We start from the raw sequence: 16,817 nt of genomic DNA, 5'->3' as shown, positions 1-16,817 counted from the left end.
TTACATTTTATTTTTTAAACCAAAGGTCATTCAAAAATCCTGAGAAGATCAAGAATGAGAACATGACAACATGGAAGGTGATAACAACCCCCAGCGCTTGGGTCCACTTGTTGTCAGGCAGGGCTGGCAGTCCCTTACTTTTACGCTCTTTATTGATGGTCTTTTTCTTACGGAGCCAAGCGTCATTGACCACCAAGCCCAGACCGTGGAAGAGACCATAGGCGATATAGTACCAGGTCACACCATGCCAGAAGCCCATGACCAACATATTGATTATATAGGCTACACTGGAAGTCGTATTGCGGTTTTTAAAGACCTTATTACGCATAAGCACCATGACCAGGCGCATAAAGACAAAGTCACGGAACCAAAAGGACAGGCTCATGTGCCATCGATTCCAGAATTCTTTCAAATCGCGTGAAACAAAAGGCTTGTCAAAGTTGATAGGGCTCTTGATGCCCATGAGATTGGAAATGGCCACCGCAAACATCGAATAACCGGCAAAGTCAAAGAAGAGATCCAGACCAAAGACATACATGACGCCTAGCGTTCCCAGATTGAAGAAACCACCAGTATAGAGGGCATAGGTCTTGACGTGCCCTAAAATCATGTGGCCAAAGATATGAGCCAAGACAAACTTATAGAGAAAGCCCAGCATGATATACTTGACCGACTGCTCCAGCATATCTAGAAGCTCATCGCGCTCTGGAATTTGGAGATAATTTTCATTGAAACGCTTGAAACGATCAATGGGACCACTAGAAAAAGTGGGCATAAAGAGCATAAAGCGGAGGAATTCCCAGAGGCTGAAATCAGTCAGCACGCCATCCCTCAGCTCAATAATCATACCAACTGAGCGGAAGGTCAGATAGGAAATTCCCAGAAAGCCAAAGAGTGATTGATGGCCACTGATAGCTGGTTCGACCTTAACCCAGAATAGGGGCAGAACCGCCAATGCTGTATGCAAATAAAATATCCACTTGCTGTCCTGCTTTTTGCGGTAGAATTTATAAGAATAAACCCAAATCGTCTGCCAGACGACATAAAATAGCAGGGCATAAAGCTGCGCCAGACTAGGGCCCGTCAGCATCAAGACGATAAAAGCCAAGCTGACCAGGGCTTCATAGACTGGGAAGCGTTTTTTAAAGAAAAGTCCGATAAAGATTGGCAAAACAGCCAAGATAAGATAAAGGAAATACTGTGGGTCTCCGTAAGGCTCCAGATGAGGAAGCTGTTTCAAGAAATCCATCATGACTTGTTGACCTCACTAATCAGCCCCTTGATATCAATCTTGCCGTTTGGTGTTAGGGGCAGAGATTCCCGATAGAGGAACTTAGACGGCATCATATAAGACATCATGATATCCTGCAGATCCTCCTTGATAGCCTTGGTAATATCGATTTCGCGGTCAAATTGCTCTGCAACACCGTCTTTCAAAATAACGTAGGCTAATAAGTTTTGAACCTTGTGGTCCTTATTATAACGTGGCACTGCTACTGCCGCCTCGATATACTTGGATTTGTTGAGGTTTTGAGACACATCCTCTAGCTCGATGCGATAGCCGTTAAACTTAATCTGGAAGTCCATACGACCGCCGTAGAGTAGGAGACCTTCATCAGTCATCGTACCCACATCACCTGTATGATAGGCTGGTAGCCCTTCAAATTCAAAGAAGGCTTCAGCTGTCTTTTCAGGATTGTTGAGGTAGCCCTTTGATACGGCTGGTCCACAGACAATGATTTCCCCCTGCTGACCATTCGGCAACTTTTGCCCATTTTCATCGATGACAAAGGTTGGCGAATCCGCCTTGGTATAGCCGATTGGCAGACGCTTGAGGGTCGCTAGCATCTCATCTGTGATAGCAACTGCAGACAGAGCAACCGTTGCTTCAGTCGGGCCATAGGCATTGATAATACGAGCCTCAGGGAAACGCTCCCGCAATTTCTGAGCTGTCTTGACCGTCAGCTCCTCCCCATCAAAGTAAAAATGCGTAATGCCTGGCATTTTTTTGCTGTTAAAATCTTCCGAAAGCATGGCCATATCCGCAAAGGACGGTGTAGAAGTCCAGATTGCTACAGGCAAGCTAAGAATCGCTTCAAATAGCTGCTTAAAGTCCTGAGTCAGACTAGAAGGCAGGGCATAGAGAGTTCCTCCTAGTGCCAAAGTCGGTGCCCAGTACATAACTGACAAGTCAAAAGAATAAGGCGGTTGCGCCAGCATTTGCGGACGGCTCGGTGTCGCAAATTCCTTGTCTGTAATCATCCAGTTGGTAAAGCTGAGCAGGTTATCATGAGAGATTTGCACACCCTTAGGTTTGCCAGTCGTACCAGAAGTAAAGATGATGTAGTAATTATCATCACCCTTGACAGGATGGCTCATCTCATAGGCAGTCTTTTCTGCGTAAGCCGCTCGAACCTCTTCCAGACTGAGAATGGCTGCATCTGTATCAGCCAGCGGAAAATCCGCAATGGCAATAATCAGGCTTGGTTCAGCTACTTCCAAAATAGCAGTCACGCGCTCCAAGGCTGAATGACTATCAATAGGAATATAAGCATGACCAGCCTTGGTCAAGGCCACAAAAGTAGCCAACATTTCATATTCCTGACCACCGTAGACCACGACTGGTGACTTGGGAGCCAGCCCCAAGCTATCAATCTTGGCTGCCAGTGCATCGGAATCGGCCTTTAAATCTCCGTAAGTATGAACTTGTCCGAGGACATTGTAGACAGGGAAATCTGGCTGCGTCTGAGCAAAGTGCTCAATCGCTTCAATCATATCTGTAATTGCTGTGTTTGACATGTGTATGGTACTCTCTTACTTTAAAATTCATTGTAGATAAAGCCACCTTGACCTTGACCAAGATAACTAAAGAAATAAAGCAGGGCTACGAAAATCACAAAGTATAGCAATGTCTGCCCTACAAACTTATAAATCGTCTTATATTTCGTCATTTCATTCACTCTTATCTTTTTTAGATAGACATAGATTATTTTACCATTTTATAGAGAAAGATTTCAATATAAAAGCTATCAATTGTGTAAAGTTCTTGTGAGGAAATAAAGAGAAAAAGAGTTACTTCCCTTATCTTTCAAGGATGAAATCCTTTTCAATATCTATAAGTAAAATTTCTATATATTACTTGACTTTTAGTTTAAAAGGGATTATCCTATATGTAGAAAGTTTATATATAATATTTTTATATATAGGAGGTAGTGCATGTATTTCCCTACATCTTCTACCCTGATAGAATTTCTGATTTTAGCGATTTTAGATAAAGAAGATTCCTATGGCTACGAGATTAGCCAGACCATCAAGCTCATTGCCGATATCAAGGAGTCCACGCTTTATCCTATCCTAAAAAAATTGGAAAAGAGTCAGTATTTAGAGACTTACTCTCAGGAATATCAAGGTCGAAAACGAAAATATTATTCTCTGACCCCAACAGGTCAGAAACAACTGGTCAGCCTCAAAAATGAATGGGAGCTTTATACCAGCATGATTAAGGGCATTATCGAAGGGAGTGTTCGCCATGACAAGAACTGAATATCTAGACCAGCTAGAAAAATGTTTAAAAAAATTGCCAGCAAAAGACTATCAAGAAGCCATGGACTACTTCACCGAGTACTTTGACGAGGTAGGTCCTGAGGGAGAGGCAGCGGCTATAGCTGAGCTGGGCAGCCCCAAAGAAGCCGCTCACGAGATTATCATCAATCTTCTGGACAAGAAAATAGAAGAAGACAGTCAAGAAGCTGGCTCTGTCAAAAATAGCAAGCAGATCGTCCAGATTGCCATTCTGTCCATCTTGGCAGCACCGCTGGCAATTCCCCTCCTGATTTTGGCTTTGACCTTAGTCTTTACTTTCTTCCTCCTCATCAGTGTCTTTGCTTTTGTTATGGCCATCTTTGCTTTTGCTATGTTTGCCATAGGGGCTAGTCTGATTTGGGACAGCCTGACTCTCGGCATGGCTACTTCGATTCCTGCTTTTTCCCTTAGTTTGGGGATGAGCCTCTTAGCCTTGGGGATGGCTGGATTCTTTTATCTCAGCATTGGTCCTATCCTTCGCTTTATCAAACTGAGTTTTGTCAAACTCGCCCAAGCCTTGGCCCGGAAAGGAGGCCGTCATGTTTAAAGTAAGAAAAACCGTGTTCAGCATTGCGATTGTTGCCTGTCTGCTGGGTCTAGGCCTCATACTGGCAGGGCTAGCAAGTGGTGGTCTGCAGGATCTGGTGAGAAGCTCCGTTTCCAGCGCCAAGATGGCCAAGCAAGAAGAAACCTATGATAATATCCATTCCCTAGATCTGGAGCTCAACAATCGCTCGGTCATAATTGGAGAATCGCCCGATGATAAGGTTCACTTGACCTATTATCAAGGAGACGGCAAGACATCTGAAAAAGTGGCTACTAAAGCTAAAAACGGAAGTTTATACATTCAGGAAGCAAGATCTTTTATCAACATTAGCAGTGGTCTACGCTCTTTACTGGGCTTGATAGATGGAGAATTAGAAAGGACTCAACAAATCACTCTAAGCCTACCTAAGGGAAGGAACTTGGAGCAGGTCAAGGCCAGTTTGGCTAACGGTAGCCTATCAATCAATGACCTGACAATCAAAAAATTAAAAGCCGATCTCAGCAATGGCTCTATCGAACTCAGTCAGAGCCAAATTAAGAGCGGTAGCATTGAAAGTGCTAACGGTAGCATCGAGCTAGTCCAAACCAGCCTGACCGATACTCAAATCAGTCTCTCCAACGGTAGTATCACTAGTGATAAACTAACCCTCAAGGGCAATATCAACATGTCCAGCGGCAATGGTTCCATCGATCTCCACCTCGCCGAAGAGACCTACAAAGCCATCTCACTGGACCTGCAAACAGATCTAGGTGACATTGAACTGCCCAAGGACATGCAGACCAGCCACGACCAAGAGGACTTTATCGGCGATCGGGTCATCCATACCAATGAACAGGCCCAAGCCAAGCTGACCGCCCGCACCAGCACCGGCAGCATTGAGATTAGTCATTAAAAATAGAACGGAGCCTAATTGGTTCCGTTTTTTATGGTCAAAATGGTAAAATAAGATAGAGAGGTGTTTCGAATGACAAATTATAAATGGATATTTTTTGATATTGGTTCTACTTTAATCAATGAAGAGAAAGCTTATCAAGATAGGATTGAACAAGCAATTGCAGAAACAAATATTACTTATGATACATTTTATCAGCGAATGCTACTCTTATTTAAAGAGGGACAAAAGGGAGATTTAATAGCATTACAAGAGTTTGGCCTAGAACGTCCGAAATGGAACTCTGAACTAGAAACACTTTACCCAGATACAAAAACGGTCTTAGAAATACTACATAATCGCTATAAAATAGGTATTATCGCTAATCAACTACCTGGCTTAGAGGAGCGATTAGAAAAGTTTGCTATCAGACAATGGATTGATCTGATTATCTCATCAGCTGACTGTGGATTTTCAAAACCTAGTTCTAAAATTTTTCAACTAGCTCTTCAACAAGCTTCATGTTCTGCTTCATCTGCTGTTATGATTGGTGACAGACTTGATAATGATATTGTGCCAGCTAAGGTATTAGGCATGGAAACTATTTGGATAAAACAAGGATTTAGTGCATATGGTCCAATCCAATCACCGTCAGAAGAACCTGATTTTACTGTAAATTCCTTATCGGACTTGCTAAAAATTCTCTAACCCCACCTTTACTTCCTATAGCCTTTATGTTATGATACTCTATAAAAAATTATCACAAGGAGGTTTCTATGAAAAAGCTCTCACCTGGTATGCACATTCGGGTCGTCAGTCCCTCGTCGTCAATCGAACACATTGGTGGCTTTGAGGCCAATTTAGCCGCCAAGGAGCGCTTGGAAAAGCTAGGATTTACCGTGTCTTTTTCGGAGCATTATCTGGAAAATGATATACTAGGCTCTGCCTCCATCGAAAGCCGGGTGGCAGACATTCATGCTGCCTTTTCGGATGACTCAGTTGATGCTATTCTGGCTACTATCGGCGGTTTCAACTGTAATGAACTCCTGCCCTATCTGGACTTTGAATTGATTGCTAAAAATCCTAAGATTTTCTGCGGCTACTCAGACACAACAGCCTTGCTCAACGCTATCTATAGCAAGACCGGCATGAAAACCTACATGGGACCGTCCTACTCCAGCTTTAAAATGGATGCCCTGCAGGACTATCAGACCGAGAGCTGGCTCAAGGCCGTTTGCCAGACTTCTTATGAATTGACTCCTAGTGAAAAATGGGGCAGTAATGCCTGGTATCTGCCAGATGCACCACTGACCTTCCATGAGACAGAGTGGAAAGTCTACAACCATAGAAAAGCCCAAGCCACTGCTATCGGCGGCAATCTCTCTACCTTCTCACTTCTGCGTGGGACACCCTATACCCCGACAGATGAAAACTACGTCCTCTTTGTTGAAGAGGCCGAGGAAGATGATTATGTGGAGTTTGACCGCAATCTAGCTGCCCTCCTTCAGGCCTATCCTAACCCGCAGGCCCTTCTCATCGGCCGCTTTCCAAAAGAATGCCAGATGACAGAGGAGCTGCTCCTTTATATCTTGGATAAACATCCTATTCTAAAGACAATTCCCGTCCTCTATGACTTGGACTTTGCCCATACTCAGCCACTCTTTACCATTACCATCGGTGCTCAAGTGGCCGTGGATACGGAGACGATGTCTATCAAAATTGACGAATAAACAAGAAACGACCTCCAAACAAAAGGTCGTTTTTGATATCTAAAAGTCATGAATCATCTCTAAACAGCGCTCCAAATCCACATCCCGCTCCAGATGTTCAACTGTCCAAGGAATAAGGATGTCTGGTTCGATCCCCTTGTCTGTTATCCCCTGTCCCTTATCAAGTGCTAGAGCGCGTGAAGTTGGAAAATTCAAACTATAGTCACCATAATCTACCTGACAGCAGTTGGAATAATCTAGTATTCCAAGAGTCGGGCGCCCCAGAACCGTCACCTTAGGAAACCATTTCATCATCTGGACAAAATTGTCTCCCGACGAAGCACAGTAGACATCTGCCAAGACAAAAATCTTCTCAGGATGGCTTCCTCCTTTCACATTAGGAAACATTTCCCTGTCCTCGCCTCCAAATTTGACATAGCCTTTGCCCCGATTGGCCTGCAGGTCTTGCATGATTATCTCCAACAAATCCTTCGTTTCCTGATTAATCCCTTCCTGCTGCACGTAGGCTTCAAAATCTTTCAAACGCAGGTCAACATTCCGCTCTGTGTAGAGAATTTCCATCCCTTCATCAGTCCTACCCAAGTCAGAATAGACTTGCCCCTCAGAAAGAGCATAGTGGAGCAGGGGAAAATACAGCGAGTCCATCCCGCCAGTATTTTGACGGACATCAATCACCAGACAAGCAGCCCTCTTGATAGCATCTTGTGCTTCCTGATAGAGTTTGTTTATGGCTTTCTCGTTCCTAAAGTCATCCAAACGGAGATAAACAACACCCTTTTCTAACTCTTTCCATTCAAATCGACTTTCTATAGGATTCTGGCTAGGCTCAACTGAAAGGATTTGCTCTTCTCCTGCTCGCAAAACAGTCACTTGCCTAGCTTTTGAAATCAACTCGCTCCACTCACGGTAGTTTCGCTCGGGCGTTGAACTGGTAAAATACGCTCGGTGCATCCTATAAAACTCTTCTAGATGCTGTCCATCCAGTTTCACAATTTGATCGCCCGCCTGCAAATTCGTATCTTCATTAGCCTGCTCAACATAAAGTCCTTGGATTGTTGAACGTAGAACAAAACCTTTTGGTTTAGCATATTTCTCCCGAAAAGCTACGTGGCCGATAACTCCGAAGCTAGCTAGATAAGTCTGAACCTGATAAAGAAAGTCCTTTTCACTCATATCGTCTGAAATACATTCGCGAAAACCAGTCGGATCCGCACCGTCAATATCCTTTTTAGTTGCAGAATCTTGGGTCATAATCGAAACAACATCTTCAAAAATAGCCGTTTTTCTCATCGTATTGCTCCTCGTCATTATTGAGACTAGTATATCATTTTTGTACATTTTATGCCGATTTAAACAAAAAAATCTAAGCACAATCTCTGCTTAGATTTTTTCTAATCAATGTCCACCAGGTCCGCCACCTTGTCCACCTGGGGCACCGCCGCCACCAGGGCCATCGGCTGTGATTTCGGTTCGGGTTTGCCCATTAACCGTGATAGTCCCACCCGTATAGCTAGCCTTACCATCAAAGTCAAAGGCAGACACAGTGGACGTGATAGCTAGGTTTCCGCCTGTCATGATGATATCGCCGTTGGAGTCAAGGGCGTCTGTATCGCCTTGGCCGACCTCAACCTTGATGTCACCTCCAGTAATCTTGATGAAAATCTCAGCCCCAGTCGCCGTACTAGCTGCATTGATCCCATCATCCGTTGCATAAAGGTCAAGTGTACCGCCGTTAATCGTGACATTTGTTCCCTCTAAAGCTTCGACACTGGACTTAACTGTGATGGTACCACCGTCAATCACTGCTGCATTGCTGGCATGAATTCCGTCATCTCCAGCATTAATCGTAATGGTACCAGACTGAATATAGAGATTTCCGAGCGAGGTGTCCTCGTCATTATCTGCATGGATCGCATCCTCCGTCGCAGTAATATCTAGACTAGCCTCCTTGATGTTGATGGCATCATTGGCTGACAGGCCATTCTTGTAGCCTTTAATCGTATAAGTCCCGCCTGTGATGCGCAGGTCATCATTAGACTCGACTGCGTTACCATATTTTCCTTCAATGGTCAGACTGCCTGAGCCGTTAAAGGTCAAGTCGTCCTTGCTGTAAATGGCCGCATCGTAGTCAGTATTGGTGTGATTGGCTGAGTCAGAAATGCTATTCTTACTGCCTTCAGCTAGGGTAATGAAGGTTTTATCCGCATTTTCTACCACAATCGCTGCATCCGTCCCTGTCATGGTCACACCATCCAAGACGATCTGAACCTTGTCTTGATCGCCAGCCTTGACGACAATCTGCACATTTTCACTGCTACCAGAGAGGACATAGGTTCCAGCTGCCGTAATGGTCACTGTGGAGCCAGAAACGCTCGCTCCGTCACCGGAGGTCTTGGCTGTAGAGCCGCTCAAGCTAATCTTGGTCGCTGTCGACTCATCATAAGAAGCATCCTGATCACGATCCGTGAAATAGCTAGATGTGTCTGTCTTTGTCGTACTGGTAGCCGTTTGAGTGGTCGTGGTACTGGCACTCGTGCTAGTGCTGGACTGGCTGGTCAAGCTGCAAGCTCCCAAGGTGACACTCATTAGCGCTAGAGGCACCATTAGTTTTATTTTCTGAAATATTTTTTTCTTGTCTGTTTTCATGATTGGCCTCTTTCTAATTATAATTCATTTTCTTTCGTGATGTAGCGACTGATGGCAATCTCTAGATTTCCATTGCGCGTGCGTAGGGCGTCGATGAGTTCTTTTTCGGTCATTCGACCATTCAGCTGAATGATGTATTTAATCTTGAACAAACTCCCCATATCAGAGGTTTTGACATTGGCTAATTCAACATGATTGGCAGCTTTGTTGAAAATATCATCAAAAATGCTTTCATAGTCCAGACTTTCTGGTATGACGATAGTCAGCTGGCGCATGGAATGCTTCATCTGCCCAAAATTGACCACCTCAAGCAGCAGCATGACGAGCGACATGATAAGGGTAAAGACGGTCGCAAAGACCAGATAGCCCATTCCGATGGCAATCCCGATTGTCATGACTAGGAAAATGGACACCAGCTCCTTGGCCCCTCCCGGTGCGGAACGGAAACGAATCAAGCTGAAGGCCCCCATGACGGCAACCCCTGCTCCCAAACTTCCATTGACCAAGAAAATCACAATTGCAATCAAGGTCGGTAAGAGCGCCAAGCTCATCACAAAGGACTTGCTGTAAACTGTCTTAAACTGGTAAACCTTGGCAATGACTAAGCCCAAAAGCAAAGACACTCCGATAGCCAGCATCATCATGGCTGGATCTACGGCCGTATCGGTAAAAATATCATAAAATAAATGACTAAGCATGATTTACAACTCCTTTATAGTCTGTCGTTTTCTTGTAAGCAACCCCGTATTTGGAAAAGGAGCTTGGGAAAACCTGATGGCGATCCAAAATCTCACTTAGCCAGAGCGGATAGGCTCCTGGCACCTTGACTTCCATAATTACATGATGATCCGACAGAAGATTTTCCCCGTAATGACCATGCAAAAGGCTTAAATCATAGTTGCGGTAGGTCAAATCGTGGTCAATAGTAATCCGAACATTGGGATCCTCAATCCCCTTCATAGAATAACGATTGTAGTAGATATACATCATGGGCTGCAGGCCACCGTAGCGCTGACCCAGCCAGTCGATTTCCTCACGAATCTGACAATCCTCAATCTTACCATGATCGCCCTCCAAGTAAGCCTCTGCAGCGACTAGATCTGTCGAAATGCGGCGTTTGTAGACAATCTTGCGCACTTTTTTCTTGATTTCCAAAAAGACTTGACTGTCTTCTTTCGGATTTTCATCGTAAGTCCGCACGCGCAATTTTTCTTTAAAATAGGGCTTTTCTAAGGACTCACGAATCATTTGATAGGTCGGGGTGTCGTAGTAAAGATTATGGATGGTCGAATAAGCATGCTCATCCTCCACCAGATGGCTTTCAAACTCGGTCAGTAAATCGGCCAAAGTTTCTTTGGAAATAATATATTTGGTTTCAAATCGTTGAAATTTATCTTTAAATGTTTTTTTAGCCATGGATTCTCCCCTGTCTTTCTTGTAACTAAAGCCATTTTACGGATGAAAACTTAAAGCAAGGCTAAAGAAAACTTAAAGAAAACAAAACATTCACATTTTCATACCGAATAACATAGATTTGCGGAGAAAATCTACACAGCAAAATTCTCTACTGTTTCACGTGAAACAAAAAACTTGGTTCTGTTCACAAAACCAAGTTGATCCTTTTATGGAGAAAATAGCCTACTATTTCTTAAATGATTTTCTTCTTATCAGGACGATAGACCATTGTGCCTAAGACCATGAAAAGCAGTAAAGTCGCGGCCAAGAAGGCTAGTTGGCCACCGATTTGTCCATTCATTGAGATCGTTTCCCGCAGTCCTGACACCGCATAGCTCATCGGTAAGATCGGATTGAGCATTTGGAAGATTTCCGCCGTTAGGGGCAGTGGATAAGTACCAGCGCTAGAAGCCAACTGCAGGAGCAAGAGGATCAAGGAGATAAAGGCCCCGACCTTACTATCCCAAGTGACCAAAGTCGTCACAACCGCCATAAAGGCCATGCTGGCTAAAACAGTCAAGGCCAGCGTCATCCATTCGTAGTTGGCCTCAAGACCAATCAAATGAACTGCTCCGTAGACCAAGATACCCGCCAAAACAGAAATCAAGCCATTGACCTCCAAACGAGCCTTAAGCCAAGCTTTGCGAGAAGCTGGAACTTGACCAGAAGGAAGCGTGCCAAAAATAACATTGGTCGAAATCGCCGCTACAAAAAGAGCAACAGAAATCATGTAGGGAGCCATACCAATACCATTTTTACCGACCTGATCTTTATCTGTCTTTTTCAGCTCGACAGGGCCAGCCAGGGCTGCCGCATTGTCCTCTGTCACTGAAAGTTCGGATAATTGACCCTTGGCATCCGTCAACCCTGTATTTAGAGTCTGGGCACCGACTGACAAGTCTCCCAGCCCACTACTTAAAGTGAGACCACCAGTCGCTAACTGCTGAGAACCATCTGCCATTTGAGTGGCACCTGTAGATAATGTTTGCATCCCTGCAACCAAAGTAGATGATTTATCATGTAATTGAGAGAGGCCTGAGCTGATTTGACCGATTCCTGAAGTCACTTGGTCATTATGGCTCGCTAGATTAGCCGCTCCTTGAGAAAGCTGATCGACCCCTGTAGTATACGCCGCTACTCCCTGAGCTACTTGAGAAAGGCCACCTGTATAAGCCGTAATGCCTTGAGAAAGGGTCGCTGAACCAGTGCTGGCAGAGGACAAGGCGTCATTTACTTGACCTAGACCACCATAGAGACCACTAATCATAGCTGAAGCACCTGGCAGGACTTGGTTGGCTGCTGCTGACAGCTGACTTGCCTGACTGCTGGCCGTTTGTAGCCCTTGTAGATTTGTTTGGATAGCTTGGACTTCCTGTACAATAGCTGCCGCTGCACTGCTGCTAGAATCAGTGCCACCTGCTAGAGCGGCTTTTAGTTCTTCTTGCTCACTGGCAGAAAGTTTCTGGTAAGCAGCTGTGCCTTCCAAAGCTGCTACGGCTGCCGCCCGATCACTTTGCGCACTACTTGCCAAAGACTGCGCATTGGTCGCAATCGTCGTGAGAGAAGCCGCAATTGTTTCCGTTGGCAAGCTCGTTCCCGATGTGGCATTCTGAATAGCTGTATTGAGCTGATCTAGACCCGCCGTCAACTGAGCAACCTTTTCTTGATTAGCAGTGACACTACTATTAACAGATGATTGCAGTTCTGCTAAACCACTATTTAAGCGCTCCACACCAGCGACTAATTCCTGTGAATTGCCTGTCAGTTGGTTGGTTCCATTTAGTAAAGTTTGTGACTGAGCGGTTAATTGACTGGCACCAGCTGAAAGCTGCCCAACTCCATCTGTATACTCTGTCATCTTGCTAGTAAAAGTCGGTAAGCCAGCATTGATCTGAGCCACTCCATTTGTGTATGCTACCAGACCAGTTGACAGCGCTGTAGCCCCATCTGAGAAAGTGAGGCTGGACTGAGCTAAGCTTTCCAAGTTAGTAGACAGCTTTTGGCTACCATTTGCTAATTCCTGACTACCTTCAGCCAATTTAGTTGTCCCATCAGCAGCCGTGCCAAGTCCGCCTTTTAGCTTATCCATACTCGCAAAAAGGCTTGTCACATAGCTGTTCGTAATCTTCTGACTGACCGACTGCTTCATCGAAGTCATGGCAGAATCGCTCATTTTGCTGGCGATAAAACTATGCCCACTGGATGTTTGATAGTGAATCGTAACTTGCTTAGGCTGATTGCTCAAGATACTAGCCGCATTGGCTGACAGATCCTTGGGAAGAGTCACCACCATGTAATAGTCGCCCTTTTCCAGTCCCTTCTCTGCCTGACTCTCATCCACAAAATGAAAATCCAGCGCTGCATTTTTCTTCATATCTTGAACCATATCTGAACCAATGGACAGGTCTTGTCCATACAGGCTCGCCTTTTGATCCTGATTGACCACCGCTACTGGCAAATCAGAAAGTTTGCCATACGGATCCCACATAGAGCTCAAAAAAATCACATTATACAAGGCTGGAATCAAGGCAACTCCCAGCATGACTACAATAATCTTCGGTTTTTTGAAGATCGCTTTCCATTCTTTGAACATCTCTTCTCCTTTTTATACACATTGTCTAAAAATTTGATATAATAGATTATACACAATAAAAAAATTAAGGCAAGCAGAAAATTCTATTTTTATACACCTTGTCTAATTTTGTATAATTCAATAACAAAGGAAAGATTAAAATGACAGAAAGTAATAAACGTAAGAAAACCAAGGCCATCATTGAGAAGGCTATGGTTGACTTATTGCATCAGGAGTCTTTTGACCATATTACAACAGTCGAATTGGCCCGAGCTGCTGGTATCAGCCGCAGTAGCTTTTATACCCACTACAAGGATAAATATGATATGATTGAGCGCTATCAGCAAGGCCTCTTTCATCAACTAGAATACATCTTTGAGCACAATCGTGAAGATGTTGCAGTCGCTATCACAGAGGTCTTTCAGTTTTTGACCCAAGAGCCTCTTCTGGCTGCCCTCTTGACGGAAAATGGCACTAGGGAAATCCAAAATTTCCTACGCCATAAGCTCCAATCCTTACTTTCCCAAATCCTACAGGAACGGTTTCGCAATAAAGCTTTCAATCAAATCGAAAAGGAATACGGCATCGTCTACCTCGTTAATGCCTTCTTTGGCGTCTACCAGATGTGGATCGCCCGAGGCAGTAAGGAAAGCCCGGAACAAATGGCTAATCTTCTTTTAAAGATGCTATAAAACTCAACAACTAATAAAGGCTGGGACAAGATACCCCAGCCTCTTTTTGTTAGTCGAATAAAAAAGAAGCCGAAATCGGCTTCTGAATAAATTTCCAATAGAAATTAAAGCATTTTGTTGTAGAATTCAACGACAAGTGCTTCGTTGATTTCTGGGTTGATTTCATCGCGTTCTGGCAAGCGAGTCAATGAACCTTCCAATTTTTCAGCGTCGAATGATACGAATGCTGGACGTCCAAGAGTAGCTTCTACAGCTTCAAGGATTGCTGGAACTTTCAATGATTTTTCGCGAACTGAGATCACTTGACCTGGAGTTACGCGGTATGATGGGATATCAACGCGTTTGCCGTCAACAAGGATGTGACCGTGGTTTACGAATTGGCGAGCTTGACGACGAGTAGTCGCAAGACCAAGACGGTAAACAACGTTATCCAAACGACGTTCCAAAAGAAGCATGAAGTTGAAACCAAGGATTCCGCCTTTGATTTTTGTAGCTTGTACGAACAAGTTACGGAATTGTTTTTCACCTACACCGTAAGTGAAACGAAGTTTTTGTTTTTCAGCCAATTGCAAACCGTATTCTGACAATTTAGAACGGTTGTTTGGTCCGTGTTGTCCTGGTACGTAGTTACGACGTGCCAATTCTTTACCTGTACCTGTAAGTGAAAGGCCAAGGCGACGAGCTTGTTTCCAAGATGGTCCTGTATAACGTGACATATGTATGTCCTCCTAAAAATAAAAATATTTCGGTGGAAATAGTCACTTAGAAAGCCCTGATTCGTGCAGATGCCCTTCGCCTAAACAGCCAAGGTTACTTGTCATAAGACACCTGTTGACGAGCTTCATGCTTTCCTGCTGCTATTTCACACAAAGGCTATTGTACCATGAATAAAGTCAAAAGTAAAGGGACTCCTACAAAAAAATCAAGCCCAAAGGCTTGATTAAAGTCATTTTTATAAAACAAGGCAGCTTACAGCCCCAAAAGCTTCAAAATCTCCTGCTTGTATCGTAGCTTCTGTAGTTCTTTATCCTCACTGGCTGACCAAGTCAGCTGGAGATCTGCTACGATTTGTCCAGGCCGATTTTTCAGAATATAGATACGGTCGCTGAGAGCCAGGGCCTCCTCAATGCTATGGGTAATGAGGAGAGTCGTCAGACTCAGCCTGCGATGAATGTCCAGATACCAGACATGTAGCTCCATCTTGGTCAGCTCATCCAAGGCACTAAAGGCCTCGTCCAAAAGAAATAGCTTATGGCCGAACATATAGGTCCGCAGCAGAGCCACGCGCTGCCGCATCCCCCCGCTCAGCTCATGTGGATACTTGTCCGCCACATCAAAGAGCCCGAACTCCTTCAAAATCTGGGTTGCCTGCTCCGTCGCTTCCTTTTTAGATACCTTTCGGATTAAGAGGGGCAAGATGACATTGCCCAACACTGTCTTGTGCTCCAGCAGCAAGTCCTTCTGCAGCATATAACTCACCCGGCCCTTGGGATTTTCCTGCCCGTCTAGGACAATTCTGCCAGATTGGACCTCCAAAATCCCAGCAATCAGATTAAAGAGGGTCGTTTTCCCGACTCCACTAGGCCCCAAAATCGCTACGATCTGACCTGCTTCTACCTCTAGGCTGATATCTTTCAAAATCTGCTGCTCATCATAAGCATAGCTTACATTTTCAAGTTTAATTTCTGTCATTATTTTATATAATCGTTGCTGAATCCCTTGTTAGTCAAGTCATTATTCACAATGCCATTGTTCTTGGCCCATTTGTAAAAGGCATTCCAGCGGCTAGCCTCAAATTGACCCCACTTGTCCTTATCTGATGCATATTGCTCGGACAAATATTTTTGCGAAGCCAAGACAAAGTCGCGCTTATTTTTTAACTCTGGCGCATGCTTGATTAAAATATCCGCCGCTTCTTCAGGGTGCTCCATGGCATATTGATAGCCCTTCTTGATAGCCTGCAGAACCTTTTTCGCTTCGTCCGGATTCTTTTTCAGATAGTCATTATTGGCAATGATGACTGGAGAGTAATAGTCAAACTCCTTGACATAGTCCTTCATGTAAAAGAAATTTGTGTCCATGCCCTGAGTTTGAGCCATGATACCGTCCCAGCCATGATAAATCCACGCTGCATCAAACAAGCCATTTTCAATCGGCGTAATTGAGTTGGAATCGTTGTTGGGAACCTTTTCCACCTCATCAAACTGACCGCCTTGGCTTTCAACCAAGGTTTTGAGCATGCCCAGCTCCACCGGATCATTCCAAGTACCGTATTTCTTGCCGGCTAGATCCTTAGGACTTGTAATCCCTGCAGACTTCTTAGAAATAATGCCCGAAGTATTATGCTCTACAATGGCTGCGACAGCTGTGATTTCTGCTCCCTTATCCAGTTTTTTAGCCATGGAGTCCTGGAAGTAAATACCAAAAGGCGCCTTGCCATTGATAATCAAATCCGAACTGCTATCTTCAGGCGGTAACTTGATATCCACATCCACACCTGCTTCCTTAAAGTAGCCCTTTTCCTGAGCTACATAAAGGCCAGTATGGTTGGTGTTTGGTGACCAGTCTAGAATAAAATCAATCTTTTTATCCTTACTAGCAGACTCTGAGCCTGACTTACCACAAGCCGCTAGGCCAAAGATAGACACGGCAGCCAAACCTGCCAGCAACATTTTATAAGTTTTTTTCATTATAATCCTCTTTTCTTTTTTGGAAATAGCAG

The 16,817-nt window shown here is 44.4% G+C and carries 17 protein-coding genes; 6 read left to right on the top strand and 11 right to left on the bottom strand.

Going from position 1 to position 16,817, the window contains the following annotated elements:
* Positions 1 to 7: 7 nt before the first annotated feature.
* Genes dltB through SCRDD08_RS00320 form a run of 3 tightly spaced genes read right to left on the bottom strand, consistent with a single transcriptional unit; the run spans position 8 to position 2,951 of the window.
* Positions 8 to 1,252 (bottom strand): D-alanyl-lipoteichoic acid biosynthesis protein DltB, encoded by a 1,245-nt coding sequence (dltB, locus tag SCRDD08_RS00330; RefSeq protein WP_048765657.1) that lies wholly within the window; start codon positions 1,250 to 1,252, stop codon positions 8 to 10.
* Positions 1,249 to 2,799, bottom strand: a complete 1,551-nt coding sequence (gene dltA / locus SCRDD08_RS00325) for a D-alanine--poly(phosphoribitol) ligase subunit DltA (RefSeq protein WP_061421937.1) — start codon at positions 2,797 to 2,799, stop codon at positions 1,249 to 1,251. Before dltA ends, dltB begins: the two co-directional genes overlap by 4 nt.
* Before the next feature lie 20 nt (positions 2,800 to 2,819).
* Positions 2,820 to 2,951: a teichoic acid D-Ala incorporation-associated protein DltX gene (locus SCRDD08_RS00320; RefSeq protein WP_005591428.1), complete on the bottom strand. Its 132-nt coding sequence runs from the start codon at positions 2,949 to 2,951 to the stop codon at positions 2,820 to 2,822.
* Between the two features lie 265 nt (positions 2,952 to 3,216).
* Between SCRDD08_RS00320 and SCRDD08_RS00315 the strand changes: the two genes are divergently transcribed.
* The 5 genes from SCRDD08_RS00315 (at position 3,217) to SCRDD08_RS00295 (ending at position 6,730) form a co-directional block, all read left to right on the top strand.
* Positions 3,217 to 3,543: a PadR family transcriptional regulator gene (locus SCRDD08_RS00315; RefSeq protein ID WP_005591427.1), complete on the top strand. Its 327-nt coding sequence runs from the start codon at positions 3,217 to 3,219 to the stop codon at positions 3,541 to 3,543.
* Entirely contained in the window at positions 3,530 to 4,129 is a 600-nt protein-coding gene (locus tag SCRDD08_RS00310) for a DUF1700 domain-containing protein (RefSeq protein ID WP_061421936.1), read from the top strand. The genes SCRDD08_RS00315 and SCRDD08_RS00310 overlap by 14 nt, the downstream gene beginning before the upstream one ends.
* Positions 4,122 to 5,021 carry a DUF4097 family beta strand repeat-containing protein gene (locus tag SCRDD08_RS00305; RefSeq protein ID WP_061421935.1) on the top strand — a complete coding sequence of 300 codons (900 nt, stop codon included), beginning with the start codon at positions 4,122 to 4,124 and terminating at the stop codon, positions 5,019 to 5,021. Before SCRDD08_RS00310 ends, SCRDD08_RS00305 begins: the two co-directional genes overlap by 8 nt.
* A 72-nt stretch (positions 5,022 to 5,093) precedes the next feature.
* Positions 5,094 to 5,708 carry an HAD family hydrolase gene (locus tag SCRDD08_RS00300; protein WP_061421934.1) on the top strand — a complete coding sequence of 205 codons (615 nt, stop codon included), beginning with the start codon at positions 5,094 to 5,096 and terminating at the stop codon, positions 5,706 to 5,708.
* Positions 5,709 to 5,776: 68 nt separating this feature from the next.
* Positions 5,777 to 6,730: a S66 family peptidase gene (locus SCRDD08_RS00295; protein WP_061421933.1), complete on the top strand. Its 954-nt coding sequence runs from the start codon at positions 5,777 to 5,779 to the stop codon at positions 6,728 to 6,730.
* 39 nt (positions 6,731 to 6,769) lie between these two features.
* On the opposite strand, the gene SCRDD08_RS00290 is transcribed toward SCRDD08_RS00295, so the two are convergent.
* The 5 genes from SCRDD08_RS00290 to SCRDD08_RS00270 form a co-directional block, all read right to left on the bottom strand.
* Positions 6,770 to 8,020, bottom strand: a complete 1,251-nt coding sequence (locus SCRDD08_RS00290) for a S41 family peptidase (RefSeq protein WP_061421932.1) — start codon at positions 8,018 to 8,020, stop codon at positions 6,770 to 6,772.
* Positions 8,021 to 8,125: 105 nt separating this feature from the next.
* Positions 8,126 to 9,376: a carbohydrate-binding domain-containing protein gene (locus SCRDD08_RS00285; protein ID WP_061421931.1), complete on the bottom strand. Its 1,251-nt coding sequence runs from the start codon at positions 9,374 to 9,376 to the stop codon at positions 8,126 to 8,128.
* A gap of 17 nt (positions 9,377 to 9,393) precedes the next feature.
* Positions 9,394 to 10,074, bottom strand: coding sequence for a DUF4956 domain-containing protein (locus tag SCRDD08_RS00280; RefSeq protein ID WP_061421930.1), 681 nt, complete (start codon positions 10,072 to 10,074; stop codon positions 9,394 to 9,396).
* Entirely contained in the window at positions 10,067 to 10,792 is a 726-nt protein-coding gene (locus SCRDD08_RS00275; protein ID WP_061421929.1) for a polyphosphate polymerase domain-containing protein, read from the bottom strand. The genes SCRDD08_RS00280 and SCRDD08_RS00275 overlap by 8 nt, the downstream gene beginning before the upstream one ends.
* A 232-nt stretch (positions 10,793 to 11,024) precedes the next feature.
* A complete protein-coding gene (locus SCRDD08_RS00270; RefSeq protein WP_061421928.1) occupies positions 11,025 to 13,424 on the bottom strand; it encodes a YhgE/Pip domain-containing protein in 2,400 nt (799 codons plus the stop codon).
* Between the two features lie 140 nt (positions 13,425 to 13,564).
* Between SCRDD08_RS00270 and SCRDD08_RS00265 the strand changes: the two genes are divergently transcribed.
* Complete coding sequence (locus tag SCRDD08_RS00265) at positions 13,565 to 14,095, top strand: TetR/AcrR family transcriptional regulator (RefSeq protein ID WP_005591417.1); 531 nt, start codon at positions 13,565 to 13,567, stop codon at positions 14,093 to 14,095.
* 104 nt (positions 14,096 to 14,199) lie between these two features.
* On the opposite strand, the gene rpsD is transcribed toward SCRDD08_RS00265, so the two are convergent.
* From rpsD to SCRDD08_RS00250, 3 genes are all read right to left on the bottom strand, one after another.
* Positions 14,200 to 14,811, bottom strand: coding sequence for a 30S ribosomal protein S4 (rpsD, locus tag SCRDD08_RS00260; RefSeq protein WP_000092756.1), 612 nt, complete (start codon positions 14,809 to 14,811; stop codon positions 14,200 to 14,202).
* 253 nt (positions 14,812 to 15,064) lie between these two features.
* On the bottom strand, positions 15,065 to 15,787 hold the full coding sequence (locus SCRDD08_RS00255; protein WP_061421927.1) for an ABC transporter ATP-binding protein: 723 nt from the start codon (positions 15,785 to 15,787) through the stop codon (positions 15,065 to 15,067).
* Complete coding sequence (locus tag SCRDD08_RS00250; protein ID WP_061421926.1) at positions 15,787 to 16,785, bottom strand: ABC transporter substrate-binding protein; 999 nt, start codon at positions 16,783 to 16,785, stop codon at positions 15,787 to 15,789. The genes SCRDD08_RS00255 and SCRDD08_RS00250 overlap by 1 nt, the downstream gene beginning before the upstream one ends.
* Between the last annotated feature and the right edge of the window lie 32 nt (positions 16,786 to 16,817).

This window comes from Streptococcus cristatus (assembly GCF_001578775.1).
Classification (GTDB): Bacteria; Bacillota; Bacilli; order Lactobacillales; family Streptococcaceae; genus Streptococcus; species Streptococcus cristatus_A.
This window is presented reverse-complemented; position numbering and strand designations above follow the sequence as displayed.